Origin of the sequence: Pseudomonas sp. MWU12-2020 (assembly GCF_023100605.1) — a bacterium.
In the GTDB taxonomy this organism is placed as follows: domain Bacteria; phylum Pseudomonadota; class Gammaproteobacteria; order Pseudomonadales; family Pseudomonadaceae; genus Aquipseudomonas; species Aquipseudomonas fluorescens_H.
This window is the reverse complement of sequence record NZ_JALMEX010000001.1, coordinates 697,781-710,496: the sequence shown is the minus strand read 5'-3', so window position 1 is coordinate 710,496 and position 12,716 is coordinate 697,781. Positions and strand designations below refer to the sequence as shown.

Annotated in this window: 11 protein-coding genes; 8 read left to right on the top strand and 3 right to left on the bottom strand. The window is 62.2% G+C overall.

Annotated features, from left to right (window positions below):
• The first annotated feature begins 53 nt into the window (after window positions 1-53).
• A complete protein-coding gene (locus M0814_RS03355) occupies window positions 54-929 on the top strand; it encodes a LysR family transcriptional regulator (RefSeq protein WP_103483604.1) in 876 nt (291 codons plus the stop codon).
• A 249-nt stretch (window positions 930-1,178) separates the two neighbouring features.
• A complete protein-coding gene (locus M0814_RS03350) occupies window positions 1,179-1,595 on the top strand; it encodes a hypothetical protein (protein WP_103483629.1) in 417 nt (138 codons plus the stop codon).
• Window positions 1,596-1,644: 49 nt separating this feature from the next.
• On the opposite strand, the gene M0814_RS03345 is transcribed toward M0814_RS03350, so the two are convergent.
• Window positions 1,645-2,367 (bottom strand): pirin family protein, encoded by a 723-nt coding sequence (locus M0814_RS03345; protein ID WP_103483603.1) that lies wholly within the window; start codon window positions 2,365-2,367, stop codon window positions 1,645-1,647.
• A gap of 212 nt (window positions 2,368-2,579) precedes the next feature.
• Between M0814_RS03345 and M0814_RS03340 the strand changes: the two genes are divergently transcribed.
• A complete protein-coding gene (locus M0814_RS03340) occupies window positions 2,580-3,530 on the top strand; it encodes a GlxA family transcriptional regulator (protein WP_103483602.1) in 951 nt (316 codons plus the stop codon).
• 160 nt (window positions 3,531-3,690) lie between these two features.
• Window positions 3,691-5,148, top strand: coding sequence for a winged helix-turn-helix domain-containing protein (locus M0814_RS03335; protein ID WP_103483601.1), 1,458 nt, complete (start codon window positions 3,691-3,693; stop codon window positions 5,146-5,148).
• On the opposite strand, the gene M0814_RS03330 is transcribed toward M0814_RS03335, so the two are convergent.
• Both M0814_RS03330 and M0814_RS03325 read right to left on the bottom strand, forming a co-directional pair.
• On the bottom strand, window positions 5,104-7,920 hold the full coding sequence (locus M0814_RS03330) for a winged helix-turn-helix domain-containing protein (RefSeq protein WP_103483600.1): 2,817 nt from the start codon (window positions 7,918-7,920) through the stop codon (window positions 5,104-5,106). The genes M0814_RS03335 and M0814_RS03330 overlap by 45 nt on opposite strands.
• A 134-nt stretch (window positions 7,921-8,054) precedes the next feature.
• Window positions 8,055-8,486: an AraC family transcriptional regulator gene (locus tag M0814_RS03325; protein ID WP_103483599.1), complete on the bottom strand. Its 432-nt coding sequence runs from the start codon at window positions 8,484-8,486 to the stop codon at window positions 8,055-8,057.
• 181 nt (window positions 8,487-8,667) lie between these two features.
• Between M0814_RS03325 and M0814_RS03320 the strand changes: the two genes are divergently transcribed.
• The 4 genes from M0814_RS03320 (at window position 8,668) to M0814_RS03305 (ending at window position 12,695) form a co-directional block, all read left to right on the top strand.
• Complete coding sequence (locus M0814_RS03320; RefSeq protein ID WP_103483598.1) at window positions 8,668-9,591, top strand: LysR family transcriptional regulator; 924 nt, start codon at window positions 8,668-8,670, stop codon at window positions 9,589-9,591.
• A 199-nt stretch (window positions 9,592-9,790) separates the two neighbouring features.
• The gene (locus tag M0814_RS03315; protein ID WP_103483597.1) at window positions 9,791-10,207 is read left to right on the top strand and encodes a DoxX family protein; all 417 of its coding nucleotides are present in this window, start codon (window positions 9,791-9,793) and stop codon (window positions 10,205-10,207) included.
• Window positions 10,200-10,826, top strand: coding sequence for an antibiotic biosynthesis monooxygenase (locus tag M0814_RS03310; protein WP_103483596.1), 627 nt, complete (start codon window positions 10,200-10,202; stop codon window positions 10,824-10,826). Before M0814_RS03315 ends, M0814_RS03310 begins: the two co-directional genes overlap by 8 nt.
• A 30-nt stretch (window positions 10,827-10,856) precedes the next feature.
• Entirely contained in the window at window positions 10,857-12,695 is a 1,839-nt protein-coding gene (locus M0814_RS03305; RefSeq protein ID WP_103483595.1) for an amidohydrolase, read from the top strand.
• Window positions 12,696-12,716 lie beyond the last annotated feature (21 nt).

Here is a 12,716-nt window from a genome sequence, read left to right as displayed (position 1 = left end):
AGCGCAGCGTTTTGGCGGCACAGTGATGCAAATCTGCATCAACGGAGGATCATATGAATTGGGATGACGCACGGGTATTTCTCGCGGTCTGTCGCGAGTCGACACTGCGCGGCGCAGCGCGGGTGTTGGGTGTGGATCAAGCCACCGTCGGACGGCGGATTACCGCACTGGAAAAGTCCCTCAGCGCAACGTTGTTCCTGCGCACGTCTGACGGCTATGCGCTGACCGCCGTCGGTGAAGCGGCGCTCAGGTCCGTGGAGAAAATGGAGCATTCGGCGCTGGAGCTGGAGCGGCAGATCCAGGGGCTGGATGATCGCCTGACCGGCACGGTGCGGGTCAGCACCACCGATTCGCTGGCCATCGACTTCCTGATCCCGGCCATCGCCCGCCTGCATGAACTGCATCCGGACGTACGCGTGCAGTTGGACGCCTCCACGCAGATCCTCAGTCTGGCCAAGCGCGAGGCGGATATCGCCGTACGCAACACCCGGCCCGACAATCCGGACCTGATCGCCCGGCGCATCGCGCGCTGGCCAACGGGATTGTTCGCCTCAAAAGCTTACGTTGACGCCCACGGAGAACCTGAACCCGGCAGTGCTTTCGCCGGGCATGATCTGGTGGTTTATCAACCGTATCTGCAGAGCAACCGGGACCTGAACCTGGTGGGGGAGCCGATCAGCCGCGGACGAATCGTCGCCAGCCTCGGTTCCAGCCTGTTGATGCGTCGCTCGATTGCGGCGGGTATTGGTGTAGGAGAAATCCCGGTGTACATGGGCGAGCGCGACGGTCTGGTGCGGCTCTGGCCGCAGCGTACCCGGCCGCAGCCGTACGAAGTGTGGCTGGTGACCCATGCGGACCTGCGTCATACCGCGCGGGTGAGGGCAGTGATCGAGCAGATCGTCGAGGTGTTTGCGTCGGAAAACGAGTAAGGCGCGTTTTCTCGGCGAACTCACAAGGTCTGACGAAATGGCCTACGCCGGACGCAGAATCCGCTGGCTTGTAGGCCGAAGGACCGGGGGCTATCGTACCCAAAGGCTGGTACGAGGCCGCACGCTTGCACTGGAGTGACATACCACGGACGGTATCGGTAGCCCGATAAAGGTGTCGAATTGGAAGCCAGGGAATTCAGTCACTTTCAAAGCAGTGACATAACGGGTAACGGTCAGAGTACGCAAGTCATGGGCGCCATCAGTCGAGAAGAATTCAATGCCAGGATCGAGACCATCGAGACACGAATGGATGCTCGACTGGACGCGGTATCAATGAAAATTGACGGGTTTTTATCTGTTCAGGGAGAACGGGACAAAACTCAAGTCGAACGAGACAAACGCTACGACTTGATTACGCAAGAGATGCGCAGAATTGCCGACGGCGCGCAGGACGCAGCGAGGCAGGGCGCCACCGTCAAGGCCAATGTCTGGGCAGCAACGGCTGTCCAGTTACTTGGAATAGTCGCCATCGTCGTTGGGGCCTATTACGCCAACCAAGCCAACATGTACGTAGCGATACAAACCACCTTCGCGGCGGTCCAGGCGGGTAAGGATGCCCACACACTCAAATCGCCGGAGTTGCCAACGCCACTGCCACCGCAATAAAAAACGGCCTTCAAATGAAGGCCGTTTTTGCAGGCGTTAAACCCGTGCCTCATGGCATTTGCGGCAACTCCTGCGGCCGCAGATCAAACACCAGTACTTCGGCATCCACGCCGTTGCTCAAGGTCAGGGCCTGTTCTTCACGAACCCGCACACCGTCGCCTTCCTGCAATTGCACGCCGTTGAGTTCCACGCTGCCACGCGCCACATGCACGTAGGCATAACGGTTGGCCGGCAGTTTCAGCGTTGTGCTTTCCTGGCCGTCGAACAGGCCGGCGTAGACCCGTGCGTCCTGCCGTACTTTCAGCGAGCCATCAGCGCCGTCCGGCGAGATGATCAGTTGCAGGCGGCCGCGTTTTTTCTGCGCACTGAAGTGCTCTTGCTGGTAGCGCGGCTTGGCACCGGCCACTTCCGGCACGATCCAGATCTGCAGAAAGTGCACAGGCCGGGTGACCGAATGGTTGAACTCGCTGTGGGCCACGCCGCTGCCGGCGCTCATCAGTTGCACATCACCAGGGCGGATCACCGAACCGGTGCCCAGGGTGTCCTTGTGCTCCAGCGCACCTTCAAGCACGTAGGAAAAGATCTCCATGTCGCGGTGTGGGTGCTGGCCGAAACCCTTGCCGGCCGCCACGCGGTCATCGTTGATCACCAGCAGGTCGGAAAAACCCTGTTCGCGTGGATCGCGGTAACTGGCAAAGGAAAAGGTGTGGAAGGACTTCAGCCAGCCATGATTGGCGAGGCCACGGTCGGAAGCTTTGCGAAGGGTCAGCATGATGGATTCTCCTTGCGGGACGTTGATTCGTCCGAGTGAGGAGAAGGTTACTGTTAAACGATGGATGCAATAAGTAGATGGAAATTGAAATACTGTCCCTCTCAGGTTGACAGTTTTGCGCAATCGATCACGCATTCTTTTCGCCGCTCTCTACGCACTTGGCCATAATGCGAGGCTTGCTCCCTTTTCCTTGATTTCAGTGATGTTCACCCATGAAAACCGTGGCAATGGTGCTGTTTCCCGACTTTCTTCTGCTCGACATGGCCGGTCCCATGGAGGTGTTTTCGGTCGCCAATCGCTACTTGAAGCCCGAAGATCACTATCAACTGATTACCCTGGGCACTGAGCGCGGGATGCTGCGCGCGTCCAATGGTGTGCAGGTGCAGACCGACCGCCATATCGACGACCCGGCACAGGCCTTCGACCTGTTGCTGGTACCGGGTGGGCCGGGTGCCTATAACGAAAGGCACCCGGCGCTGCTCGCCTGGCTGCGGCGCGCGGTGAGGCAGGCTGGTTGCTACGGTTCGATCTGCACCGGGGCCTTTGTGCTCGGGCATGCCGGTCTGCTCGACGGTTATCGCGTGACCACGCACTGGAACTACACCGAACGACTGATCAAGGCCTTCCCCGAGGCGCAGGTGGAGACCGACCGGATCTACACGGAAGACCGCAATCTGATTACCTCGGGAGGCGTGACCGCCGGTATCGATCTGGCGCTGGCCGTGGTCGCCCGGGATCATGGGAAAAAAGTCGCTCAGGACGTGGCCAAGGTTCTGCTGGTGGTGATGAAACGACAGGGCGGACAAGCGCAGTTCAGTCCGTTGATGGCGGCAGTATCCCCCCAGGAAACCGCGATCACGCGGGTGCAGAACCATGTGCTGGAACACCTCGAAGAAGCCTTCACGGTCGAGCGCATGGCGGGTCTGGCGAACATGAGTACCCGGCACTTTGCGCGGCTGTTCGCGCGGGATGTGGGCATGACGCCGATGGAGTTTCTGCAAAACGCCCGGATTGATTGCGCGCGTAATCTTCTGGAGACCACCGAGCTGCCGTTGAAGACCGTCGCCTATAAAAGTGGTTTCGGCAGTGTGCGGCACATGCGTTTTCTGTTCACTGAAAAGCTTGGTCTGACCCCGGCGCAATACCGCGAACAGTTCAGCTAGAGCGGTTGTGTCCGTCCGGTGCATCCGGATGTCCGTGTTGCGCCCCGTACGGAGGTTGTGCCGTTACCGGCGCCTGCCAAGATAAACGGCAACGCTTGGGAGGGAGAGGCACTGGACGCCGAGGGCATGCTGCCCGCAGGCGCTGGCGCTGAAAAACGGCATGAACAGCCACAATGATTTACCCGCGGCATCGGTCCTGCATTTCGGGCCATACGCCTTTCATCTGCGCCAACGGTTGATCCTCGAAGGGGATCGACAGTTGCGCATGGGCGGGCGCGCTCTCGATATTTTGCAGGTGCTGGTCGAGCACGCTGGTCGAGTGGTGCGCAAGGAGCAGTTGATCGCCTGGGTGTGGCCGGACAGTGTGGTCGAAGAGATCAACCTGCGGGTGCACATCGCTGCGTTGCGCCGGGCACTGGGCGATGGTGAAAACGGCCAGCGCTACATCGTCAATGTGCCGCAATGTGGTTACAGCTTTATCGCCCCGGTGCACGGCGACAGTGTCGCGCAAGTGGTATTCGAAACCCTGCAGGCGCCGCAACATAACCTGCCCGCACGCTTGACTCCGGTCATCGGCCGCGATTCGCTGGTCGGCAGCCTGGTGCGACAAATGCCGCTGTGCCGGCTGATGACGTTGACGGGCCCGGCGGGCATCGGCAAATCCACGGTGGCGCTGCGGGTGGCCGAGTTGCTGTTGCAGCATTATCGCGACGGTGTCTGGTACATCGACCTGTCCATTGCCGGTGATGCGCCGTCGTTGCTCGACTGTCTGCTGCACACTCTGGATACCTCGTTCGATACGTTAGCGTCGCGGCATGCCTTGCTGATCCTGGATAACGGCGAGCGGCGTCGCGAATCATGCCGGGCGCTGGTGGAACGATTGCTGTTGGCGGCGCCACGGCTGGCGCTACTGGTCACCAGTCGCGAACCGCTGCAAGCCCATCTCGAGACCCTGCAACCGATTGCGCCATTGACCTTCCCCAAGGCGTCGGCGCCGGCCAGTGTCGACGAGCTCATGGGCTATTCGGCGGTGCAATTGCTGGTCAGCCGTGCGCGTGCCCGTCAGCACGATTTCCGCCTGCGCGAGCAGGATCTGCACACCGTGTGCGCGATCTGTCGGCGCCTGGACGGTTTGCCGCTGGCCATCGAACTGGCGGCTGCGCAAATCGATGCGCTGGCGCTGGTGGGGCTGCTAGCGCAACTGGACAACGGTCTGCGCCTGCTCAGTCATGGCCGACGCACCGCGATGCCCCGGCATCAATCCATGAACGCCGCGCTGGACTGGAGTTATCAGGATTTGCGTCCCTGTGAACGACGGGTATTGCAGCGCCTGTCGGTGTTCAACATGGCCTTCACCGCGGACGCTGCGCTGCGAGTCATTGACGGTGCGCATCTGCGGGCGGTGATTGAACGCCTGGCCGCCAAGTCATGGCTGACGATGGAGCGCGGTGGAGATTCGACGCGGTATCGGATGCTCAACACCCTTCGCTGTTATGTCCGCGAACAGCTGGAAACCAGCGCTGAACGGATGGAAAACCTGCAGCGTCATGTCCTGTACAGCGGACGAAATCGATCAAGCGCGGGCGGACAACTGGCCACGCAACGCGTCGAGCAGTAAGCGCACTTTGCGCAGGTCCGGGGTGGCATAGCCTTCGGTGAAGCGCTGGTAGATCGGGGTCAGCAGATCCAGTGCCTCGCGATGGCGTGATTGACGCTGCCACAGTTGAGCCAAAGACGTGGCGCTGCGTAGCTCCCAGGCCAGCGCGCCCTGGGAGCGGGCGATGGCGAGAGCGTTTTGCAGGAGGTGTTCTGCCTGTTCACGAAGGCGTCCTTGCGGACAACCCGCCTCATCCGCCAATAACCGCTCAGCCTCGGCCCGCAACACTTCTGCGGTGCTCCAGCCTGCCGCACCGCTGTGCGCCCGCTCCAGCAACGCCTCATCGATATGCCGAGCATCGAGCGTGACCATCAGCTCCTTGATCAGCCCGTTATCCGCCGGAGCGTCGGGCTGGGCTAGATGGTTATCGATCACCTGCGCATAGTGCCGGCCCCATCGATAGAACAGCAGCACCGAGTGCTTCTGCGCCTGCTCCAACAGCAGTTGCAACAGCGCGCGAGCGTTCTTGTCGTCGCCGTTGTAATGCGCGATCAGACAGCTGGCCAGCGCCAGGGTGTAGCAGATCGAAGTGCCGTGATTGATCTGCACCGCGATGTCCAGCGCCTGCCGAGCGGTGCGCCAAGCCTGTTCGGGAAACCCCTGCAGCCACAGCACCCGGGCAAGAATGGTCAGCGAAGCCACGCTCTGGTCGTACTGCACGCCGAAACCGTGGGTGAAGCGGTTGCGATAGCCGCTGTGGGCCATGCGCTGGATCACTTGCTCGGCACTGACCCGCGCTTGCGGCTGGTCGCCGGCGAAGTGCAGGGCGAGGACGCGCAAGCGGTGAATGCTCAACGACAGCAGTGGCTCGTCGTGGCCGCCGAGACGATCGAACTGTTCGCTTTGCAGCAATGCCGCCTGGTAATGCCCGCAACTGAGATTGACCGCCAGGTGCCCGGAGATGGCACGCAATTGTCCGGCGACATCGTTTTGCTGTTGCGCCAATGCGTTGGCCTGAGTGAAGGCGTCGACAGTCTCCGGCGAACCGCCCCAGGTGTGGTAGCAGGCGCTGCCGAGTGCCAGTTGCAGGGCAATCTCCAGACGTGGGCAGGGTTGCTCGGCACCGCTGAGCAAGGTCAGTGCCTGGCGCACATGGTCGCCATATTCCTTGAGCAACGACAGCTCTTGCCACAACGCGGCCGACGTCGCCGTCAAACGGATGCCGAGATGGCGCGAGCCGTTGCCGTGCAAACTCCAGTCGAGGGCGGCGCGCAGGTCTTCCAGGCTTCGGGCATAGCGCTCGATCCATTGCGTGCTCGGAGTGCTTTCCCATTCGGTCTGCGCCTGCTCCATCAATGCCAGACAGCGTTCGGCGTGGCGTTCGCGCAGGGTTTCGTGCTCGCCGCTGTATTCAAGTTTTTCCAGGGCGTAATGGCGGGTCGTGTCGAGCAGGCGATAAAACACTTCTTCATCGCCAACATCCACATTCAGCAGCGATTTACCCACCAGTTGCGTGACCGACGCGAGTACCTGCGTCGGATCGATGTGCTGACCGACGATCACCGCCGCGGCCGATGCCAGGCTGAAGCTGCCGCGAAAGACCCCGAGGCGGCGCAGACAGGTCTGCTCGCAGGAGCTGAGCAGGTTGAAGCTCCAGTCCAGTGTGGCGTGCAATGTCTGGTGCCGCGCATGGCGCGGGTGGTTGCCCGCCGCCAGCGGGTGCAGATGGCCCTGCCATTGCTCCAGCAAGCCGTTCAGGCCCAGGCTCTCGACCTGCGCTGCCGCCAGCTCCAGGGCCAGCGGAATACCGTCCAGGCGCCGACAGATTTCCATGGCCAGCGGTACGTCGGCGTCGCTCAGTTCAAAGTGTTCATGGGCGCCCATGGCCCGTTCGACGAACAGTTGCAGGGCAGCAAAACCCATCGCCTGCTGGCGATCGAGAACGGCCATTGCTGGCGGGCAATCGAGGGATTCCAGACGCTGCACGAACTCGCCTTCAGCGCGCAGGCTTTCACGGCTGGTGGCCAGAATGTGCACCTGCGGCGCGCCGCTCAGCAGGCTCTCGACGAGCAGCGCCACGGCATCGATCAGGTGCTCGCAATTGTCGATCACCAGCAGCATCTGCCGCTCGCGCAAATCGTTGATCACACCCGCCAGCGGCTCGCTGTCGTGCACTGGCAGATCAAGCAGGGTTGCCAGTTGCGAGGCGATCAGCGTCGGGTCGTTGAGCGGTGCCAGATCCAGCAGCCGGATCCCGTCGCGATAGCGTCCGAGCAACTGCTCGGCGACGCGCAGGGCGACGGTGGTCTTGCCGATTCCGCCGGAGCCGACCAGGGTGATGCAACGCTGTCGCGGCAGTTGCTGCATCAGATTGTCCACCAGCGGCTGGCGGCCGATCATCCGGGTATGGCGCAACGGCAAATTATGGCGTCCGGGTGCTGCCTCCAGCAGCCGTTGTCCGCTGACTTGCACCGTCAGCGGCGCAACGAAACTGTAGCCGCGCTGGGCCACGGTGACGATGTAGCGCTGGCCGGCCTGACCATCGCCCAGCGCCTTGCGCAGGGCGGCCATGTGTACTCGCAGATTGATGTCTTCGACGACACTGTCCGGCCACACGCCAGCGAGCAGTTGCTGCTTGCTCACCACTTCACCGGCATGCGCCAGCAGCATCAGCAGAATGTCCATGGCGCGCCGACCCAGGCGCAGCGGCTGGTCACCTTCCATGACCAGCCGCTGCCCGGTGTAGATCCGATAGGGGCCGAAGCCGATGGCCTGATTCGGGGAAATACTCAACAGCACACTCCTGCGGTGATGCGGCGATCCTGGCAAATGAACGCTGCGTGAGGACGCAGATCGTCGGGTGCAAGGTATCGCAGCATATTCCTCAGGTTTGGCCATCAGTGCAACGCCAGGCTCCTGCGCAACGCTCAAAAGGTCATGGGCCGGGTCCGGGTGTCCTGGTTTTCACGCATGACCTGACAGCGCCAGGCGAACGGATTGATCCCTTCGCTGCGAGTAAACATGTGACAGAAATGTGCCTGATCGCAGAAGCCGCATTCCAGGCTGATCTGCGTCAGGCTCAGGCCCGTGTGGCGGATCAGCAGCTTGGCACGGGCGATGCGCTGTTCGCGGATCCAGTCCTGGGGCGCGAGGCCGGTGCTGGCCTTGAACGCCCGGGAGAAATGGCTGCGCGACAGCGAGCAGGCGCGTGCCAGCTCGGCCACTTCCAGGCTTTCTCCGAGGCGTTCGAGGATCAGTTGTTTGACCTGCCGCTCCCGTTGCGGGCTGAGGCCGCCGATGAGCGGCTTGCGGGGTTCGCTGGCAGGGGCGAGGGCGACTGATTGCTGTAAATGAGCCATGGCCAAAGTCCGTGTCGTGGGGGCAATAACAACGCTGCGCAGAGGCCTTCATTGTTAAGACGAGAGAGGCAGGCTGACGAGTTAATCGTTGTTAATTCGCAGGCCTGACCCGGATGCAAACCGCCGTTGATCGGGTAAAGTGCTCAGCACTTGCGACTGGTCATAGAAGGAATTGCCGCCCATGAACCGTAACGATCTGCGTCGCGTCGACATGAACCTGCTGGTGATTTTCGAAGCGCTGATGTTCGAAAAGAACCTGACCCGCGTTGCTGAAAAACTGTTCATGGGCCAACCGGCAGTCAGTGCCGCGCTGGGACGTTTGCGCGACCTGTTCGATGATCCGTTGCTGCTGCGCAACGGCCGCAGCATGGAGCCGACCGCCCGCGCGCTGGCGATTCTGCAGGAACTGCAACCGGCTATGGATGTGATCTCCGGCGCGGTCAGCCGGGCCAAGGAGTTCGACCCGGCGAGCAGTTGCGACGTGTTCCGCATCGGCCTGTCGGACGACGCCGAATTCGGTCTGTTTCCGCCGCTGCTGCGACAGCTCCAGCAAGAAGCACCGGGGATTGTCGTGGTGGTGCGCCGTGCCAACTATCTGTTGATGCCGGCGCTGCTGGCGTCCGGGGAAATCTCGGTCGGGGTCAGTTACACCACCGATCTGCCGGCCAACGCCAAGCGCAAGAAGCTGCGCGATATTCCCTGCAAGGTCCTGCGCGGCGATGACCGTCCCGGGCCGCTGACACTGGACGAATACTGCGAGCGTCCGCACGCGATGGTGTCGTTCTCCGGCGACCTGAGCGGCAATATCGACCTGGATCTGGCCAAGCTCGGCCGGCGGCGGCGCGTGGTGCTCGGTGTGCCGCAGTTCAGCGGTTTGCGCGCGTTGCTCGCCGGCACCGAAATGATTGCCACCGTGCCGGACTACGCCGCGTGTGCGCTGGTCGAAGGCTGCAACCTGCGCGCCGAAGATCCACCGTTCCCGATCGATGCCGCCCAACTGTCGATGGCCTGGAGCGGGGTGCACGACAACGACCCGGCCGAGCGCTGGCTGCGCTCGCGGATCAGCCAGTTCATGGCGGCGCCGCTGGATATCCCGCTTGCTTGAACACACAGCAAAACCTGTAGGAGTGAGCCTGCTCGCGAAGATACCTCCACAGTCACCATTCTTGGCGCCTGACACACCGCATCGCGAGCAGGCTCACTCCTACAGAAGTCCGGATGGCCTGAAAGAGAGCACATCCATTCAATTTCCCACCGCCCGCACCGAGCATGATTCACCCCGATAAGAAATAAAGGGTGGGGTCATGAACGCTTTGCAAAGGGATGAACGGGCGCGAGACGCCGGTTTGCTGTTTCTGCGGGTCAGCGGCGGATTGTTTCTGCTGTGGGTGCACGGCTTGCCCAAGCTGTTGAACTTCAACGCGCAATTGCAGCAGATCGAAGACCCTTTCCACCTTGGCGCGCACCTCACGCTCTGCCTGGCGATTTTCGCCGAAGTGCTCTGCCCGCTACTGATCGTCGCCGGGGTGCTGGCGCGATTGGCTTGCTTGCCTATTCTTTTTGTTCTGCTGGTGGCGCTGCTGGTCGTGCATCCGCAATGGAGTGTGGCCGAGGGGCAATTCGGCTGGTTGCTGTTGATCCTGTTCGCCACTGTGTTTATCGCCGGGCCGGGACGCCTGGCGCTCAATGTCCGTCTGCCCGGAGTGCTGCGTTATGCCTGAAGCCCTGAGTCCAAAAGCACCGGGGGTCGGTGAAACCGTGACCCTGATCGTCAAGCACCGGGTCAAGGCCGGATTCGAACAGCCTTACGAGGCGTGGTTGCGCAACATCGTCAGGGTCGCCGGGCAGCGCGACGGCCACCTCGGGGTTGACGTGGTGCGCGGCAAGCTTAAAGGCCTCGACACCTACACCTGCGTGCTGCGCTTTTGCTCCACCGAGGCCATGCAGCTGTGGCTGGAGTCGCCGCAGCGTCAGGCGCTGGTGGATGAAGCAGCGCCGATGCTCGCCGATGGCGACCAGACCGAAGTCGCGCCGGTCAACGAATTCTGGTTCGCACCACTGGCCGATGCCGCCAAGCCGCCGCCGCGCTGGAAGCAAGCGGTGATCACCCTGCTGGTGATTCTGCCGCACACGCTGCTGGTGCCGCTGATCTGGGGGCCTCTGCTCAAGCTGCATCCGCTGCTTTCCAACTACGTGGTCGCCACGTTCCTGATCACCCTGACCATCGTCCTGTCGGTGGTGTACGTGTTCATGCCCCGCGTGACCCGGTTGTTCGCGCCGTGGCTGGAAGCCGGTCAGGCCCATGCTCACGTCGAGCTCGCGAAACAGCCGTCACGCTGACACCCATTCATCTACTCGAAAGGAACTGCGATGAACGCCGATCTGATTCTGTTCAATGGCCAATTTCATACCGTAGACCGCAGCAAACCGCTGGCCAGTGCGGTGGCGATCAAGGACGGCCGCTTTGTCGTCGTCGGTAACGACACCCAGGCCATGGCCCTGCGTGGTTCGGCCACGCAAGTGATCGACCTGCACGGGCGCTGCGTGATCCCCGGCCTCAACGACTCGCACCTGCACCTGATCCGTGGCGGCCTGAATTACAACCTCGAACTGCGTTGGGAAGGCGTGCCGTCGCTGGCCGATGCGCTGCGCATGCTCAAGGAGCAGGCCGACCGCACGCCGACTCCGCAATGGGTGCGCGTGGTGGGTGGCTGGAACGAATTCCAGTTCGCCGAAAAACGCATGCCGACCCTCGAAGAACTCAACCAGGCGGCACCGGACACCCCGGTATTCGTCCTGCACCTGTACGACCGCGCGCTGCTCAACCGTGCCGCCCTGCGCGTCGCCGGTTACACCCGTGACACGCCGAACCCGCCGGGTGGCGAGATCGTCCGCGATGCCAACGGCAACCCGACCGGCATGCTGGTGGCAAAACCCAACGCGATGATTCTGTACTCGACGCTGGCCAAGGGGCCGAAGCTGCCGCTGGAATATCAGGTCAACTCGACCCGGCAGTTCATGTGCGAACTCAATCGCCTCGGCCTGACCAGCGCGATCGATGCTGGCGGTGGTTTCCAGAACTATCCGGATGACTATCAGGTGATCGAGCAACTGGCCAAGGACGACCAGTTGACCGTGCGCATCGCCTACAACCTGTTCACCCAGAAACCGAAAGAAGAGCTCAGCGATTTCCAGAACTGGACCGGCAGCGTCAAGTTGCACCAGGGCGACGATTACCTGCGGCACAACGGCGCCGGCGAGATGCTGGTGTTCTCCGCCGCCGACTTCGAAGACTTCCTCGAACCGCGCCCGGACCTGCCGCAGACCATGGAACAGGAGCTGGAACCGGTGGTGCGCCATCTGGTCGAGCAGCGCTGGCCGTTCCGCTTGCACGCCACTTACAACGAATCGATCAGCCGCATGCTCGACGTGTTCGAGAAGGTCAATCGCGACATTCCATTCAATGGTCTGCCGTGGTTCTTCGACCACGCCGAAACCATCACCCCGCAGAACATCGAGCGGGTGAGGGCGCTGGGCGGCGGCATCGCGATTCAGGATCGCATGGCGTTCCAGGGCGAATACTTCGTCGACCGCTACGGCGCGAAAGCCGCCGAAGCCACGCCGCCGATCAAACGCATGCTCGCCGAAGGCGTGCCAGTAGGCGCCGGCACCGATGCCACGCGGGTGTCCAGCTACAACCCGTGGACCTCGCTGTACTGGATGGTCAGCGGCCGCACCGTCGGCGGTCTGGCCTTGTACGAAGAAGGTCTGCCGCGCACTACCGCACTGGAACTGTTCACCCACGGCAGCGCCTGGTTCTCCTCCGAGCAGGGCAACAAGGGCCAGATCAAGGTCGGGCAACTGGCTGATCTGGCGGCGCTGAGCGCGGACTTTTTCCATGTCGAGGAAGAAGCAATCAAGTGGATCGAGTCGGTGCTGACCGTGGTCGGCGGCAAGATCGTTTACGCCGCCGGCGATTTCGAAGACCTCGGCCCCCGCTCGATCCCCGTGCTGCCGGACTGGTCGCCGGTGGTCAAGGTGCCGGGCCACTGGCGCCCGAACTCGCCGTTGCAGGCGCAAGTGCACCAGTGCGTCGGTGCCTGCGCGGTGCACTCGCACAGCCATGAAAAGGCTCGACTGTCGAACGCACCGGTCAGCGACTTCGCCGGTTTCTGGGGCGCGTTCGGCTGTTCCTGTTTCGCTTTCTGATCCCTACAAAAAAGCGCCGGC

What these genes read in the sequence shown, in the direction of transcription:
- M0814_RS03355 (WP_103483604.1), top strand. Translation starts at nt 54, where the DNA reads ATGAATTGGGATGACGCACGGGTATTTCTCGCGGTCTGTCGCGAGTCG.
- M0814_RS03350 (WP_103483629.1), top strand. Translation starts at nt 1,179, where the DNA reads ATGGGCGCCATCAGTCGAGAAGAATTCAATGCCAGGATCGAGACCATC.
- M0814_RS03345 (WP_103483603.1), bottom strand. Translation starts at nt 2,367, where the DNA reads ATGCTGACCCTTCGCAAAGCTTCCGACCGTGGCCTCGCCAATCATGGC.
- M0814_RS03340 (WP_103483602.1), top strand. Translation starts at nt 2,580, where the DNA reads ATGAAAACCGTGGCAATGGTGCTGTTTCCCGACTTTCTTCTGCTCGAC.
- M0814_RS03335 (WP_103483601.1), top strand. Translation starts at nt 3,691, where the DNA reads ATGAACAGCCACAATGATTTACCCGCGGCATCGGTCCTGCATTTCGGG.
- M0814_RS03325 (WP_103483599.1), bottom strand. Translation starts at nt 8,486, where the DNA reads ATGGCTCATTTACAGCAATCAGTCGCCCTCGCCCCTGCCAGCGAACCC.
- M0814_RS03320 (WP_103483598.1), top strand. Translation starts at nt 8,668, where the DNA reads ATGAACCGTAACGATCTGCGTCGCGTCGACATGAACCTGCTGGTGATT.
- M0814_RS03315 (WP_103483597.1), top strand. Translation starts at nt 9,791, where the DNA reads ATGAACGCTTTGCAAAGGGATGAACGGGCGCGAGACGCCGGTTTGCTG.
- M0814_RS03310 (WP_103483596.1), top strand. Translation starts at nt 10,200, where the DNA reads ATGCCTGAAGCCCTGAGTCCAAAAGCACCGGGGGTCGGTGAAACCGTG.
- M0814_RS03305 (WP_103483595.1), top strand. Translation starts at nt 10,857, where the DNA reads ATGAACGCCGATCTGATTCTGTTCAATGGCCAATTTCATACCGTAGAC.